Annotated in this window: 6 protein-coding genes, 7 pseudogenes and 1 other annotated feature; of the genes and pseudogenes, 8 read left to right on the top strand and 5 right to left on the bottom strand. The window is 59.9% G+C overall.

Annotated features, from left to right (window positions below; translation table 11 throughout):
- Positions 1-1,593 (bottom strand): Ulp1 family isopeptidase (locus NKI79_RS13690; protein ID WP_352802082.1); only part of this gene is annotated, 1,593 nt, incomplete at its 3' end.
- Positions 1,594-2,327: 734 nt separating this feature from the next.
- Here NKI79_RS13690 and NKI79_RS13685 point away from each other — a divergent pair.
- Positions 2,328-3,051, top strand: a pseudogene (locus NKI79_RS13685) (TnsB C-terminal domain-containing protein); the annotation flags it as partial.
- On the opposite strand, the pseudogene NKI79_RS13680 reads toward NKI79_RS13685, so the two are convergent.
- Positions 3,050-3,355: pseudogene (locus NKI79_RS13680) on the bottom strand (IS6 family transposase); the annotation flags it as partial. The pseudogenes NKI79_RS13685 and NKI79_RS13680 sit on opposite strands and share 2 nt — an antisense overlap.
- A 296-nt stretch (positions 3,356-3,651) precedes the next feature.
- On the opposite strand from NKI79_RS13680, the gene NKI79_RS13675 reads away from it, so the two are divergent.
- The 3 genes and pseudogenes from NKI79_RS13675 (at position 3,652) to NKI79_RS13670 (ending at position 5,210) form a co-directional block, all read left to right on the top strand.
- A complete protein-coding gene (locus tag NKI79_RS13675) occupies positions 3,652-4,029 on the top strand; it encodes a flagellar export protein FliJ (RefSeq protein WP_352480573.1) in 378 nt (125 codons plus the stop codon).
- A 236-nt stretch (positions 4,030-4,265) separates the two neighbouring features.
- Positions 4,266-4,426, top strand: a pseudogene (locus NKI79_RS33230) (DUF1403 family protein); the annotation flags it as partial.
- Positions 4,427-4,476: 50 nt separating this feature from the next.
- Positions 4,477-5,210, top strand: a pseudogene (locus tag NKI79_RS13670) (IS6 family transposase).
- An 88-nt stretch (positions 5,211-5,298) separates the two neighbouring features.
- Here NKI79_RS13670 and NKI79_RS13665 read toward each other — a convergent pair.
- The gene (locus NKI79_RS13665; RefSeq protein WP_352802081.1) at positions 5,299-7,218 is read right to left on the bottom strand and encodes a potassium transporter Kup; all 1,920 of its coding nucleotides are present in this window, start codon (positions 7,216-7,218) and stop codon (positions 5,299-5,301) included.
- Positions 7,219-7,721: 503 nt separating this feature from the next.
- On the opposite strand from NKI79_RS13665, the pseudogene NKI79_RS13660 reads away from it, so the two are divergent.
- A pseudogene (locus tag NKI79_RS13660) lies at positions 7,722-8,650 on the top strand (IS3 family transposase); the annotation flags it as partial.
- Positions 8,005-8,121, top strand: a sequence feature (AL1L pseudoknot). (Overlaps the previous pseudogene by 117 nt.)
- Before the next feature lie 7 nt (positions 8,651-8,657).
- On the opposite strand, the pseudogene NKI79_RS13655 reads toward NKI79_RS13660, so the two are convergent.
- Positions 8,658-9,949, bottom strand: a pseudogene (locus NKI79_RS13655) (IS30 family transposase).
- Positions 9,950-10,108: 159 nt separating this feature from the next.
- Here NKI79_RS13655 and NKI79_RS13650 point away from each other — a divergent pair.
- The 3 genes and pseudogenes from NKI79_RS13650 to virD4 all read left to right on the top strand — a co-directional run.
- Positions 10,109-10,398, top strand: a pseudogene (locus NKI79_RS13650) (IS3 family transposase); the annotation flags it as partial.
- 211 nt (positions 10,399-10,609) lie between these two features.
- Positions 10,610-11,470, top strand: a complete 861-nt coding sequence (locus tag NKI79_RS13645; RefSeq protein ID WP_352480568.1) for a hypothetical protein — start codon at positions 10,610-10,612, stop codon at positions 11,468-11,470.
- A gap of 247 nt (positions 11,471-11,717) precedes the next feature.
- Positions 11,718-13,463 (top strand): type IV secretion system ATPase VirD4, encoded by a 1,746-nt coding sequence (gene virD4 / locus NKI79_RS13640; RefSeq protein WP_352802080.1) that lies wholly within the window; start codon positions 11,718-11,720, stop codon positions 13,461-13,463.
- A gap of 691 nt (positions 13,464-14,154) precedes the next feature.
- Here virD4 and virG read toward each other — a convergent pair.
- Positions 14,155-14,880 carry a two-component system response regulator VirG gene (virG, locus tag NKI79_RS13635; protein ID WP_352802078.1) on the bottom strand — a complete coding sequence of 242 codons (726 nt, stop codon included), beginning with the start codon at positions 14,878-14,880 and terminating at the stop codon, positions 14,155-14,157.
- Positions 14,881-16,034: the final 1,154 nt, after the last annotated feature.

The following is a 16,034-nucleotide window of genomic DNA, read 5'->3' as shown; positions in this document are numbered from 1 at the left end:
CACGAAAGACGATGTCACAACAGCGTCGTCTTTCCCAGGGAGGAGATTCTCTGGCCAACTGAATGCCTCCTGCGGCCCGCTGCGCTGCGCAGCGGCGTCCCCCGTCCCAACGGGGCTTTCCTTAACCGCGTCTCGGGCGTGTCGGTCCATGAGTTCAAAGTTCGTGAGATAATTTGCCGTTCCAGATGTATCGTCACCCATGAGTCGGGCTTGTAGTGCCTGCCGATTGACGACGAGGTTGTTGAGGTTCAGGTCATCTGGCTGCCATCTTTGCAATCGCCCAACCAGCGCCCGCGTGCCGTCCACCACGTAGACTCCGCAATCCCACCTGTTGCTCTGCTGGGCCATGCGGGGTGAGTCCAGGCGGGCGCCCAGCCTTTTTGCGAACTCTTTTGCAAGCTCTTTATTGTATTCCCCGGCGGAGTCATAATGATGGGCAACCGGCCGTGCCCGGTCGCGGCGATCAACGAATAGCAGCGACCAATGGGTGCCGCGCTCCTCACGAGTCGTACCGGCATCGCTCACTGGCACGAACAGGAAGTCGGCTGTGTCGTTACCGTTCTGATTATGGACGATGCGCTGGAATGCGCTTAGCCTGTCGCTCTCGGAGCCGAAGCGCAGATGAGAATGGGCTACGAGGGGATCCACGAACCGCGTCCGGGCGGCGAGTTCTGGATTGTTCCCCTGCAACTCCTGCTCCAGGAGCTGGTAATCCCTCTGGATATGTTGGTCGCCTAGCAATTGCAATGCGCCGAGCACCCGCCCGTCTTCATTAGCTTTCCCAGGGAGCTTCTCTGGCCGACCCAATGCCTTCTGCGGCCCGCTATGCTGCGCAGCGGCGTCCCCAATGGCACGAGCCTCCATGCCGACTGCGTCTTCCGGACGAGCAGCAAGGGCAATTTCGCGCCTGAGTTCGGACTTCCGGAGATGAGCTAGTGCACTGATCCCACCGGAGTTCATATAGCGCTTGGCATCTTCATCCAGCGACCCCTCGTGAAGCCGAGCCGCAATCCCCGGCTTGTTGTTTTCAACCAGGTATTGACTAAAACGTCTAAGAGCAGATCCATAGGTCTGAATGGTAGCGGGATTCGGCTCGGTCGCAGACGCTGCCTTGTACTCTTTGATGAGAGCCGCTGTGTATTTTCTGATGAGCGCGGCGTCGGCAGGGTCGGGAGTCAGGACAGCGCGGCCCAGCACTGGCGCTCCGCCCGCCCACGTCTTGAGACGACCCACTGCTCTAGCCACGTCCGAGGGGCCACGCCTGCTCTCGTACTCCGAGGGGCCGACCCTGCTCTCGTACTCCTTGAGATCCTGATCCAGCGCGTCAAGCCGAGCAGCAAATCCCGGCCTGTTATTATCAAAGAGCCAACGACCGAAGCCGAGAAGAGAATTTACATGGCGCTTGACCGAGCGCTCCCCGACCTTACCGGCATAGAGTGCTGACCTCAGCCCTTCGACAACAGTCGCATCGTTGGAATAAAGAGGACGCTTGTCGTGACCGGAGACCACTATTGAAGGATCTGGCTGCACCGCCGGCGGCACAGAACGAGCATGGTCACGCAACTCGACCGGTGCGGGATTCAGATCAACCACTGACGAATCCGGTGCATGATGATGGCGCGCCGTTGAGTGACCCGGCTGCAGCACCGAGGCACCTAGCATCGACCCACTGCCTCCGGCGTACGGCGCCGCGGCGTGTTCTTGTCCGCTCCCTTGCATCATGGGCTGCGCTTCCCATGGGGCCGCGGCTTCGATGAGGCTCAGGTCTCCCTGAGACGGATGAGGATGGAACGGGTCTGGCAGAGCCGGAACGCCGGGGGCCGGAATTTGGGCAGCGGCTCGGCGCGCCTCGCCCAAGCGCTGCTCAAAGCCCGCTTGCCCGGCCTGTGCCGCTTGCTCTTGAGATGCCGGGGGCTGCACCTGCCGCCAAGCTGTTACATTGGATAGGTCAAATTTGTGCCGGTTCACGCTAGCCTCACGTCCACAGATCAGCTGAGCAACCTACTCGGGCATACTTACGAGAAGCTGACGAGGTCCGCGGTCCCGAAGCGGGTAGGCCTAATTTTCTGCGCGCCGATTGCGCTGGCGCGACGTAGCCCGGCCTTTTGCCAGCTCGGCAGCTACGGCTCGCAAAGAGCGTCGTAAGGCTTGCGGAGCCGCCCCTCAGCTCCCGTCGAGGAGCAATCCACAATTCACATATTGGAGATGGCTCGCTGGTTTACCGGTGTCGCTTTTACTTCCCGATTTCAAACAGGGAAAAGTTAGGTGTTGTTTAGGTTTTAGCGCTACGACAGCCCCGATTTTCCGCTAACGATTTCATTGGTCATTTGCCGAACCGATTACACAACCGAAAAGCAACTCCTTCCCCATCTCTCTCCGATGAAGCATGGTCCGCGGCACGTCGTGTAGCCCGCGAGCTGGATAAGATCCTCGATGGTGCGGGGCCCCGTCAGGCGCCGATCGAGCGGGCCGCCGCGGAGCTGCGCCCGCCAGATCTACAATCTGCTGGCGCGCTACCGCATCGACCGGACCGTGACGTCGCTGCTGCGCGACGGGGAGGGGACTCGGAAAAAGCGCCTTGACCAGGGTATCGAGGAGATCATCGTGAAGACGCAGTGGCTCGTGCTGGAGGCTCCGCCGCTCGCTCCCGTCGTGGCCGAGGTCCGGGCTCGCTGCGAGGAGGCCGGCCTGGCCACTCCATCCTATCTCACCGTCGCGCGTCGCATACCCTCGCTGTTCAGCCCCGAGTAGATCGCGAGGAAAAGATCAGCGAACCCGAAGCATCTTCAACGGCTCAAGGCGCGGCCGGGTTACATCCGTGCCACGCACCCGCTGGATGTCTGCCAGATCGATCACACACCCACCGACATCAACTTCGTTGAGGTCGTCGACGGTGGTGGAACCTTCATCGGCCGCGCATATCTTACGATCGTTAGCGACGTGGCCACGCGCTGCATTCTCGGCTTCTGCCTCACCCTTGAGAAGCCATCGGCGCTGTCGGTCGCGCTCTGCCTCGCGCAGGCCATGTGTCCAAAGGAGGCATGGTTGGCCACGCATCCTGGTCGACGGCGCGCCACAACCAAAGCTTTTTGCCGGGCGATGGTGACGACCACTTCGTTCAGGTACCAGACATCATTCCGGCACGGCGGCTTGCGGCGCAAGCAGCGAGCGCAGTCCGGCCCGAACTTGATGCCCCAACGGCGACTTGTCTCATACGAAACCACGATGCCGCGTTCCAGCAGCATTTCCTCAACCAGGCGCAGGCTCAGCGGAAACCGGAAATAAAGCCAGACCGCGTGGGCGATAATAGGCGGCGGAAATCGGGGGGCGTGTAGCTGACGGCGGGCGTATTCATGCCCCCCGGCGTCCATGTCGCAAATCTTGACGATTGCTTTGTGTGTCAAGCCGCCGCAGGTCCCAACGCGTTCATATGCAGACATTGTGAAAATCGCCCTATTCCGCCTTTTTTTTACCGCCCCTTAAGTCCCCCGCTCGCATGCTTGTCGATGCCATTGAACTCATAGCCATCGGGCAAGGATTTTGGAAAATATGTTTCCGCTCGCAGCAGAAAACGTGAGAGTCGCTGTAGGCCTAACGTTAAGGGGAGAGAGCGGTTTGAATTGGACGAAATGTGTACCGGAGTACCGAGTCATGAAGCCCCGAGGTAGTCTGGTCCGACTGAAGCAATTTCAGGTGAATGAGAAGCGGCGACAGTTGCACCAGCTAGACATGATGATTGCCGATTTCGAACGCATGGCGCGAGAACTGGACTTCCAGATAAACGCCGAGGAAACGAAGGCCGGCATCTCCGATGTCAATCATTTCGCTTATCCGACGTTCGCCAAGGCCGCTCGCCTACGTCGTGACAACGTCAAGAATTCGCAATCGGACCTTCTGCGGCAGAGAACCGCAGCCGAGCCATGCCTCGCCGAGGCTGAAGCAGAGCTCTCCAAGGCGCAAATGCTAGAATCGCGCAGCGGCAGAGGCCACGACCTCGAACCCGGCAACCGAAGCGCCATGATCGGCTGAGCCGGACGGCTTCAGCGCGCCTCAATTCGCGACACCGACTGGCCGTTGGCGCGCGAGAGGCGTGCGGGCAGTGTAAAGATATCAGCGTCTTAATGCAGCGATAGCTGGCCGGGACGGCTGTCATGCTGCGGCGACATACGCGATTTTGTTCCAGATTTGCATAGCGGCGTTACGCAGGTATTGGGAGAAAGTGGAACTGGTTGGCAATCGGATCATCGGTGGAGACGAACCGCTGCCGGCGGATCGGCGCCTGGCGGCAACGCCTGGCGCTTTCGGCGGCGGCGGTAACGGCAAAGCAGGCTGGCCGCGTCGAGGATGAAGCGCCTGCGCGATGCCGTTCTGCTCACGGCCGGGAGACGGGGTCGGCCCCGCCGGCCGGATGCTGCTCGCTTGGCGCGGCACCGTAAAGTCAACCGACAGCTTATGAAGATGTGCGTACATTGGGCCATGTCAGAAGTTGCTCGTGGTCCGCTCTATGGTCGCCACGGCTTTCCCCCGAGATCATTGCGCACGCGGTATGGCTCTACTTTCGCTTTCCGCTCAGCCTGCGCATGGTTGAGGGCATGCTGGCGGCCCGCGGCATCATCGTCACGCATCAGACCGTTCGAAGCTGCGCGGAGAAATTCGGACGGAATTTCGCCCGAGAGATCAAGCGACGGTCAGCCGGCTGCATGGGCGACAAATGGCATCTCGACGAATGTGTCGTGGCTATCAGTGGCAAGAAGCAGTGGCTCTGGCGTGCCGTCGATCAGGACGGCTTCGTCCTCGAAGTGCTGGTACAAAGCCGCCGAAATTCCAAGGCGGCAAAGCGTCTGATGCACAGGTTGAAGGCTCAAGGGCAGACACCACGGATCATGATCACCGACAAGCTCCGATCCTATGATGCCGCCATGCGCGACCTCATGCCCGGCGTCGAACACCGGTCGCACACAGGCCTGAATAATCGAGCGGAAAATTCGCACCAGCCCACCCGACGACGCGAAAGGATCATGAAACGCTTCAAGTCGGCACGCCAGCTTCAGCGGTTCGTTTCCATCCATGATCCGATTGCCGACCTGCTCCACTTTCCCTGCAATGCGCTGTCATCGGCTCAACATCGAGACCTGCGTAACGCCGCCATGCATTGTGTCGCCACAGCGTCACAGCCGTCCCGGCCAGCTATCGCTGCATCAAGCCGCTGAAACTTACAGTGCCGGGCGCGCTGCTACCTGATTTTCCTTACCGCTCAATCAATCTGACAGCACCGATTCTTCTCAACCGCGGCATGCCCTAAATCGTCACTTGCGTTCCGATCTCGACGACGCGTCCGGTCGGGATCTGGAAATATTCGGTCGCATCGGCGGCCGTGCGTGCCAGGCCAATGAACAGCTTGTCCTGCCACACCGGCATGCCCGAATTGGGCGAGGCTTTGAGCGAGCGCCTCGACAGGAAGAAGGATGTCGTCATGATGTCAAACTTCCAGCCTTGCTTGCGGCAGGTCGCCAGCGCGCGCGGAATGTTGGGCTGCTCCATATAGCCGAAGGTCAGCGTCACCCGCATGAACAACTCGTTGACCGTCTCCATCTTGACCCGCTCGCTGTCGGGCACCAGCGGCTGCGGTGCGGTGACCACCGACAGAATGACGTTCTGCTCGTGCAGCACCTTGTAGTGCTTCAGGCTGTGCATCAGCGCTGTCGGCGCGCTTTGCGGATCGCTGGTCAGGAACACGGCGGTGCCGGACACCAGCTGCGGCTTCTTCTTCAACAGATTGCCGGCGAGGAAATCGAGCGGGATTTCGTTGCGGCGGGTCTTGTCGAAGAGATAGCGGCTGCCGCGCACCCAGGTCCACATTGCCAGAACGATGGTGAAGGCCACCGCCAGCGAGGCCCAGCCGCCCTCGAACACCTTGACGATGTTGGAGGCAAAGAAGCCGATGTCGATGAACGCGAACAGCGCCGTCATGGCGACCGCCACCCACAGGCGCCATTTCCAAATGCGCGTCATGACGACGAACAGCAGCACCGTCGTCACCAGCATGTTGCCGGTCACCGAGATGCCATAGGCCGAGGCCAGCTTGCTCGATTCGCCGAAACCGACCACCAGCAGCATCACCGCCAGCGCCAGCAACAGATTGACACGTGGCATGTAGATCTGGCCCGACTGCCGTTCCGAGGTGTGCAGGATTTCGAGACGCGGCAGCATATTGAGCTGCACCGCCTGCCGGGTCAGCGAGAAGGCGCCGGAGATCACCGCCTGGCTGGCGATAACCGTCGCGGCGGTTGCCAGCACCACCATCGGGATCAGCGTCCAGCCTTCGTTCATCTCGAAGAATGGGTGGCCGACGTGACCGTTCTTCGCCAGCACGAAAGCGCCCTGCCCAGCATAGTTGAGCAGCAGGCAGGGAAACACGATCCACAGCCAGGCGACCACGATGGGCCTGCATCCGAAATGGCCGAGATCGGCATAGAGCGCTTCTGCGCCGGTGACGGCAAGGAAGATGGCGCCGATGGTCACGAAAGCGACGTCGGGCGAATTGATCAGGAAGGCGACGATGTAGTGCGGGCTCACCGCCCACAGGATTTCTGGATCGGCGATGATGTGGTTGAGACCGGAAAGGCCAATTGCCAGGAACCATACGGCGGTCACCGGGCCGAACACCAATCCCACCCCGCCGGTGCCAAAGCGCTGCACCGCGAACACCATGGCCAGGATGACCAGTGTCAGCGGCACCACATAGGGCTGGAAGGTCGGCGTGACGACGTTCATACCCTCGACCGCCGACAGCACCGAAATCGCGGGCGTGATGACCGCGTCGCCGAAAAACAGTGAGGCGCCGACGATGCCGATGCCCAGGATCACCGCCGACCGCTTGGGGAAACTGCCGCGCGCTAGCGCCATCAGCGACAGCACGCCGCCCTCGCCGCCGTTATCGGCGCGCAGCACGAACATGATGTACTTGATGGTGACGATGATAGTCAGCGACCAGATGATCAGCGACAGCACGCCGAGGATATCGCCGCGCTCGGCGACATTGCCGCCCGACGACGCCACCAGCGCCTCACGGAACGCGTAGATCGGGCTGGTGCCAATATCGCCATAGACAACGCCGAGCGCGCCTAGCATCAGCACCTTGGTGCTGTGCTGTTCGATTTCGGGATGGCTCGATTGTTCGACGGGTTCTGCCTCGCTACCAGCATTGGTAAGGGCCATGGACGACACTCCGATAAGGGGCGGCCCTCTACCTTTGCTGCACTGCAATATCAAGTGCCGCGACGTAATGGCTCCGTATGCGGACCGCATTTGTTGCCGCACCGGCGGATTGTCTCATACGAAACCACGATCCCGCTCCCGGGCCATTTCCTCGACGAGACACAGGCTCAAGGGGAACCTGATGGAGGGCCAGACCGGATCAGCGATGATCTGCGGCAGGAAACGATGGCGCTGCTTGTAGCTGACGGCATATCTTTCTCCTGTGTGTGTCTGCCAGACGAGCGGGCGGGCACGGAAGTGGTCGCGCTCTACTGCCAGACATACTCGTCGAACCTGATGAAAACCTGACTTGTACACCCAGCCCAAACAGGTGCGAGGGGTCGGTCTATTACCAAAGGCTCTGAGGGCTGATTCTCTAGGGTTCCCGCCTCGATTGATCCGTGACCCTTCTTGTGTACCGCCCCGGGTTGATCGGAGGCTCCAACTCCTGAGAAGGTGGAACCATGACAAGCAAGGCGACCAACAAGTTCTCTCCCGAGGTCCGGACCCCCGCGGTGCGGCTGGTTCTGGATCACGAACGCGAGCATACGTCGCGGTGGGCGGCGGTTTCATCGATCGCCGCCAAGATCGGCTGCACGGCGCAGACGCTGCATGAGGGGTGAAGAAGGCCGAGCGCGACAGTGGCGTGCAAGTCGGTGTGCCTACGGATGTGGCGAGGAAACTCAAGGCTCTGGAACGCGAGAGCCGTGAGCTTCGCCAGGCCAACGAGATCCTTCGCAAGGCTTCCGCGTATTTTGCCCAGGCGAAGCTCGACCGCCGGTTCAGGCCACGATCGCGTTCATCGACGATCACCGCAAGGCGCATGGGGTCGAGCCGATCTGCAAGGTGCTGCCGATCGCCCCGTCGACCTACCACGACCATGTCGCCAAGCGCGTCGACCCCTGCCGGCTGTCGGCTCGGGCAAGATGGGATACAGCCTCGAAGGATGAGGTCCGACGGTTTGAGGCGAACTTCCGCGTCTACGGCGTTCGCAAGGTCTGGCGGCGGTTGCGTCGCGAGGGCTTCGACGTCGCCCGCTGCACGGTTGCCCGCTTGATGAAGGCCATGGACCTCGAAGGCATCGTCCGCGGCAAGCCGATCCGCACTACGGTGAGCGACAAGGCCGCACCTTGCCCTCTCGACCACGTCAACCGCCAGTTCCATGCTCCGGCGCCGAACATGCTGCGGGTCTCCGACTTCACCTGCGTCGCGACCTGGACGGGCTTCGTCTATGTGGCCTTTGTCATCGACACCTATGCCCGTCGGATCGTCGGCTGGCGGGTGAGCCGGACGGCGCATGCAGCCTTCGTTCTCGATGCCCTGGAACAGGCTCCATGATCGGCGGCCCGTGCAGGGAGGCGGGCTCATCCATCACAGGGATAGAGGCAGCCAAGGCGGATTCAACCGGTCGTCGCAACACCGGCATCATACTGTCCCCCAAGGAGCTGGTCGAGGACTTCGGCAGGTGTTTTACAGCCGAGCGTTTTGCGCGGTCTTGTGTTGATAGCATGGGCGACTGCGTCCAGTTCCCGGGCTGTGTGCCGACTGAGATCCGTGCCCTTTGGAAAGTACTGTCTCAGCAAGCCGTTGGTGTTTTCGTTGGAGTCTCGCTGCCACGGGCTTGGGGATCGCAGAAGTAAATCTCGAGCCCGGTGTCGATGCGCAGGTCGGCTGCTGCGCCATTTCCGCTCCATGGTCCCAAGTCAGCGACTGACGCAGTTGCTCGGGAAGTTTGCCCATGGATCGGGCTATGGCTCTGCGGACTGCTTCAGCGCCGTGGCCGGCAAGTGGTGGACCGTTCTTGATGCGCAGGCTCTGCTGATAGCCATGCATGCGCGGCAGGTGAAGCAGCATTGTGAAGCGTGAACTTCGTTCCACGAGCGTGCCGATCGCCGAGCTTCCGAAAGGATGAGGTCGCCTTCCCAATGTCCGGGGACAGCCCGATCGGCAATTTCGGCCGGACGGTCGCTTATGATAACGGCGTCTCCAATGAAGGGCTTGTTGCGCACTCGGGCCCGTTCGCGCGGTACGCGCAACGCTCGGCCTGAACGCAGACATGCGGTCAGTTCTCGGCGCAATGCTCCGCGTCCTTGAATGTACAAGGACTGATAGATCGTCTCGTGGCTGATCCGCATGGTTTGATCCTCTGGATAATCGATCTGAAGACCGATTTAGCGATCTGCTCGGGGCTCCAGGGCTGCCGACCACCTCCGGCTCTGCCGGTGAACAGCCCTCCGCATTTTCCATACCCACCTTGGGGCCCTCGAATGAGGCGCCATGCGGGTTGGTGACTTTGCTAGCCAAGCGCTCCTCAACATATTCACGCAGAGCCGGATTGACCGCCAGCTTGCCAGGAGGCCGCCGGGACGCACGATCGGCGTGCCATCAGGCGGCACTGGTCCGGTAATCCAGATTGCCGCTGCGCGTCGCGGCATTGCGCCTGACCTCCCGCGAGATTGTGCTCGGCGGCCGACCTAGCTTACGCGCAATGGCCCGGATGCCGATTCCCCGGCAAGCTCAAGCGCAATATCCTCGCGCTCGCGAAAGAAGGATATCGCCCCGAAGGCGGCTTTGCCCACGGCGCCAAATGCGTTGGCGGCATCCCTCCTGCACTCCGAAACCAGCGCGGACCAAGAGGCGTTGATATACCGGCATCCAGTGCGGCCTCCTCGCTCGAACGTCCCAAGGCAATAGCTTGCCAGAACCGGAAGCGATTCTCACGCTGTCAGGCAGGCGGACGCCCGGGCGAATCTAGCTTCTTTCGAGTGCACCGATCTGAAGCGCGTTGGTGAACCGTCATTGCAACCTCCAATCCCTTGGTGTTGCGACGACCGGTTGAATCCGCCCAATAGTCAGCATTCGATACACCGAGCGCTTGGCGGAGGCCGGCGTCGAACCCTCGGTGGGCAGTGTCGGCGACTCTTTCGATAATGCTCTCGCACGATGAACGGTCTTTACAAGGCCGAGGTGATCCATCGACGCGGACCCTGGCGCTCATTCGAGGCCGTCGAGTTCGCCACGCTCGAATGGGTCGACTGCTTCAACAATCGCCGGCTGCTGGAGCCCATCGGCAACATCCCGCCGGCCGAAGCCGAGGAACGCTACTACGCCATGTTGGATGAACCAGCCATAGCCGCGTGACTCAAACGAAACGGCCTCCGAAAAGCCCGGGGCGGTTCACATCGCATTTGATGCCAACTTCATCGTATTTTCTTCGTCTTAGACGGGCTTTTGGCAGACCCACAGAGCTGGGAACCCTTTGCCATACTACAACTGTAACATCATATCGGTTTAGCAGGTCAAGCTTCGGTGGTACCCTCATTGGGTAGAATAACTACTTTGGAGGCGAGCAATGGATCGCGATAACAAACGGGCACGCGCAGCTGCAAGATCATCTCAAGGCGTGGGGAGCAGTAGCCTCCGTGACGTTCCAGAGGGGCCATTGAGCGATGTTGCAGAACGGCTGGTAACCGCTAACCCGCGCGATACAGCGCGAAATCTTGGGGGCTTCAAAGGCCTCGGCACGCACGAGCGAACAGCCGTTCGGGGCACTCAAGCCGGGCCAGAAACTGACCTCGCGAGATTTGAAAGGCGGGCCAATCAGCTTGGACGATCAGCCATCGATCTGGCCGAGAAATTAACAGCCGGATTGGGGTACACCCCGGATGACGTAGCGTTGCAGCAAGTCAGAGCGGTCAGTAATGTATGCCATTACCTAACGCCAGGGATGCAAGATGCTATTGTTAATCGCATTGGCAACATGGAGCCGTCGTCGCAAGCTCTCGGAGCTCTTTACGTTGCGCCACACTTCAGTAAGTTTAATGACGAAAATAAATCTCGCATTCTTGATCAGGCCATTGGATTGGCTTCTGATCCGGATGTCAATGTCAAGTTGACAGCATCCAATGCTATTCTCAACGCGTATCACCAGTTCGACGCAAATCAACAGGCCCAAGCTCACTCAGTTCCCGGCATGCAACACATCTTGCCGCACATGCCGCCGCCGCAGCATGCAGCAGAGGAACGGAGTGCGAATCTGGACGGCCACATAGCAGGTATTGAGGCTGCAGTCCGTGATACAGTAAGCCCGCAAACCTCCTATGAACAGCTGCAGCGGGGTGCTCAAGTCGGGCAGTCCATAAGCCACACCTACAATCACGCCCGAGAGGACCTAATGGAGGCCACCAGAAGCAGAGATCGCTCCGGCCGTTGAGGTCTCGGCCATGGTACAGTGACGCTTTCTCTCCCGAATTCCGTTTACGGCCTTGCCGTTTCCAATTCGCTGGCCGTTGAGGTACCTGCTTAGTGTAACTTTCAAAAACCACGTCTGCCGGGTGATGCGCTGCAAGCATCGCACCACCCGCTGCGGCATCGATCTGTCGAGCGGCGACATCGCGCGACGTCGGTTCGGTCTCTGAAGCACGCGCAGCATTAGCTACGGCTAATCCGGCAATGGAACAATGCTTTCAACAAAAACGACGCCCCCCAACATAGCCATTAGCATCGCGTGCTCACTCGCCGTGGGCTTCTGTGCGGCAAGTCTTTACGCAACCTTCCGCCACGGCGGTAGCGGCGAGGCTCTGATGGCGTTTGATGTCCGTGCCTTTTGGTTTGAGACGCCCTTCTATTTGGGTTTCGCAACCCCCGTTTTCTATCGGGGCGCGGCTATCGTGCTCTCGACGTCCGCGGTCGTCTTGCTGATTCAGCAGATCGTATTGCGCCGCAAGCTCGAACACCACGGGACGGCTCGTTGGGCTCGAGTGGATGAAATGCGACGCACGGGATATCTGCGACGATACCGTGGCGTGACAGGGCCGGTGTTTGGGAAGACAAGTGGCCCTTTCTGGCCTGGCTACTACCTGACCAATGGCGAGCAGCCTCACAGCCTCATCGTTGCACCGACCCGCGCTGGCAAGGGCGTCGGCATAGTCATTCCAACGCTACTTACATTCAAAGGCTCGGTGATAGCTCTGGACGTCAAGGGGGAGCTCTTTGAGCTCACCTCGAGGGCGCGCAAAGCCGCAGGTGACGACGTGTTTAAATTCGCGCCGCTGGATTCGGAGCGGCGCACAAACTGCTACAATCCGCTGTTGGATCTTATAGCGCTGCCTCCACAGCAGCAATTCACCGAAGCCCGCCGCTTGGCCGCAAACTTGATTACGGCCAAGGGGGAGGGCGCGGAAGGTTTCGTCAGCGGCGCTCGAGATATCTTTGTCGCGGGAATCCTTGCCTGCATCGAGCGGGGCACGCCAACAATCGGCGCCGTCTATGACCTCTTCGCCCAGCCGGGGGAGAAGTTTAAGCTCTTCGCGCGACTCGCCATGGAGACCCAGAACAAAGAGGCACAACGCATCTTCGACGACATGGCGGGGAACGATACGAAAATCCTAACCTCCTACACTTCCGTGCTCGGCGATGGCGGGCTCAACCTGTGGGCGGATCCCGCTGTAAAGGCGGCCACAAGTCGCTCGGACTTTTCGGTCTATGATCTTCGCCGTCGCAGAACGTGCATCTATCTTTGCGTTGGTCCGAACGACCTTGAGGTGATCGCGCCTTTGATACGTTTGTTTTTTCAGCAAATCGTTTCAATTCTGCAGCGGTCGCTGGCCCGTCGGGATGAAAAGCACGAGGTTCTCTTCCTGCTCGACGAGTTCAAGCACTTGGGTAAGCTGGAGGCGATCGAGACCGCAATCACGACTATGGCGGGCTACAAGGGGCGTTTCATGCTCATCATCCAAAGCCTTTCGGCACTGACGGGGGCTTATGGAGAGGCTGGCAAGCAGAATTTTCTCAGCAATACCGGACTGCAAGTGTTCATGGCCACGGCTGATGACGAGACTCCGAACTACATTTCCAAGGCCATCGGTGAATACACGTTTGAAGCCAAATCGATTTCCCACAGCCAGGCGCGAACGTTCGACTGGACCATTCAGAATTCACATCAAGGTGCACCGCTATTGCGTCCCGAACAGGTTCGGCTGCTCGATGACGACTACGAGATTGTTCTTATCAAAGGTCTGCCACCATTAAGATTGAGGAAGGTGCGTTATTTCTCGGATCGCATTCTGAAACGCATCTTTGAAAGCCAGACAGGCGCCCTCCCGGAGCCGGCGCCCTTGACGGGAGCAGAGGAGGCGCTCTCCGCCGAATCTCAACTCGATGACCCGCTGTGTGAATTGGCGCAGGACTTTGACGATACAGTTTGATGTGAGGCTGGTGTGGACCCCGCGAAAAAATCCATCGCGTGTAACAGCTTTGTCGCAGGTGCAGGACGCCGGCTTGGAAGAGGGGCAAGCGGGCCAAGCCCGGCGAGTGGGCTTTGAGCAGCACGTGTCCGAGGCGCTCCGGCCGCTGTTCGATGGTCGAGCTGACGAGCCGCCAACCAATCCAGAGGAGCTTCTGCGACTGGAACAGGGGGTTTCGCGAGGTGCTTCAGCGAGGGCAGGATCATCAAGCCGCCTCATCTTTTTTCAGCAACCCAGGGATGCCCGATGGACGGGATGACCTCAACAGAAGCGTGTCGGAGGCTTTCGCAAGCTCTGGGACGCCGGAGTTCGGGCCGCCGCCCCCAGTCTTGGCTGCCAGCCAACAGCAGATCCGCCCTTCGCCGGATGAGCTTGACCAGGGCAACCACCTGCCACCCGAGTGAGTCGTCCCAACAATGAACATTCACCAGCGCTGTTGTGGCCAGCGGAGACGCAGAGGGCCCTGAATACGCCGCAAGCCGTCGCCATTCAGCAGCAGCTGAGCGAAATCGGCAATTCAGGCGGCCGCGTGCATGTGCAGAGAGGGGCTGATGCGATCTCCGGACCGGTAGCTCTCGCCGTAATTGATCAGGCTGGTACTGTTGGAAGGCTTGATCAGCCTCGTCACCCCAATCTCCAGCATAGCTCACTGTCACGCGGCCAACGTGCCTCCGTAGCTAACATCTACGTCAGCGTTGAAGAAGTACCCTGCGCCACGGGATGTTTTGACCAGGCGAGGGTTGGCCGCATCAGCCTCCAGCTTTCGGCGCAAGCGCATGATTAGGACATCGATACTTCGATCGTACACCTCTTCTGCACGCACACGGCTCGCGAGCAAAAGCCGTTCTCTGGATAGCACGTTGCGGGGGTTCTCCAGAAATGCGATCAAGAGATTGAACTCACATGCGGTAAGCTTGACCTCGCCACGCTCCGCACAGATCAGTCGCCGCTGCTTCACGCTGAGCTTCCAGGCCCCAAAGCGAAATGAGCGCTGCTCTCTGGTTCGCGGACTAGAAATGCGCTGGCGTAGCGCTACTCGAATGCGGGCCAAGAATTCGCGCATCCCGAAAGGCTTGGGAATGAAATCGGTTGCGCCGAGCTCCAGTGCAACCACTTTTTCCGCCTCATCAAGCCGGTCGCCGCTGATCACTATGATAGGAACATCCGATTTTGTCGCCAGATTGCGGACGATCGCAAGTCCATCCTCCCGGCCTAGGTTAAGGTCAACAACCACGAGATCGACTGGCTCACGTGAAAGAACATAGTCAAACTGCTTGCTATCGTGGACTGCGGTTACCTTCAGGGCATGCATCGTGAGATACTCGGCGATGAGGCGCCGCATTGCGGCATCATCGTCAATGACAAGAACATGTTTCAACGGCACACCTTCAATCTTGAATCCCCTTGTCTAAACCTGTTGCCGAGCAACCCTGGGGCACCGACCCAGAACAGCTGCTCCTTGATACCACTCGCCGTTGCGTGCGGCCAATGTGAGGCCGTGCTCGTCCTGTTCTTTTCATCCCCAGCGAATTGACCGCACCAAGGCAGCCCGTGGCCACCAGACAGGTCCAAGCGCCGACATGACCCTGCCGTGTGGTCCTTCGCTTTTTCGCTTCGAGCTCCCCCGTTGGTGCAGGCCTGCCAATATCACTCAAGTTCGACCTCATGGATGCCAAGTTTCCTGCTATGGCCCTTGCATCCTGGTCATCCTGGAGTTTGCGGACCTGGATCATCTCGATATCCTCCGGCTCGTGGATCCAGCTCGGACATGGTTGAGCAGCGCGGCGTTTGGCTTGATCGGAGAGGCGGTCGGCGGAAGAAGACCGTGATTCGCTGCAGCGGCCTTGTGCAAAATAGTGTGTCTCCTGCCAAGCCGGCTTCGTCCAAGGTGGCCGGCGGCCTCAAATGCTGTTCGGCGACCGGCAGGTCGCCGGTTGCGGTGAACGTCCGGGCTAACATTTCTCAGTTACTGCAACTCCTCCATCTTGAGCGTGTCACTATGCTTGTCCATTGCGCCGTCGGACTCCGTCAATCACGTGCGGTTATCTGCCGATGGGACTGTGCATGATCCACCCTTTGGCGGCGGCGGCCGAACAGCTGAACGAGGCTCGCACCAGGAGGGCTGCGCCGCCACGTCTTCCCAGTTGACCCTCGCCGCCGCGGATTTGCGCCTTCGAGCCAGCTTCGCGGACGAGCTCGCGTCTCAAGCAATGATATGAGTGTGCAGGGCCGCGCATGGCTGCTCTTTAAGACCGGCAGCATACCGGCAAAGTTGGGCCGCTTTATCGCCTTAGTCGATTCCCCACGGTGATCCCGAGCCTGAACAAGCCCGCCAAGCTCCCCATTTTGTCCTTGGCTTGGCGCTGACAGAAGTACCATCCATGACGCCAAAGTCGCGGCCCACACTCCAGGAGCAACGGACGGCCGGGACGAGCAATCCTGTACAGGAGTCATTGTACCAAGATGCTCCGGATGTCGCTGGCTGATCGGGCCCGCGCCACCCACGCATGCGCAAGATGCTCACCCACGCTG

Source organism: Mesorhizobium sp. M0340 (assembly GCF_040321535.1).
Lineage (GTDB): Bacteria > Pseudomonadota > Alphaproteobacteria > Rhizobiales > Rhizobiaceae > Mesorhizobium.
The sequence above is the reverse complement of the archived record's forward strand: the minus strand, read 5'-3'. Positions and strand labels throughout refer to the sequence as shown.

Coding starts and splice junctions, on each gene's coding strand:
- NKI79_RS13675 (WP_352480573.1), top strand. CDS start 3,652: ATGAAGCCCCGAGGTAGTCTGGTCCGACTGAAGCAATTTCAGGTGAAT.
- NKI79_RS13665 (WP_352802081.1), bottom strand. CDS start 7,218: ATGGCCCTTACCAATGCTGGTAGCGAGGCAGAACCCGTCGAACAATCG.
- NKI79_RS13645 (WP_352480568.1), top strand. CDS start 10,610: ATGGATCGCGATAACAAACGGGCACGCGCAGCTGCAAGATCATCTCAA.
- virD4 (WP_352802080.1), top strand. CDS start 11,718: ATGCTTTCAACAAAAACGACGCCCCCCAACATAGCCATTAGCATCGCG.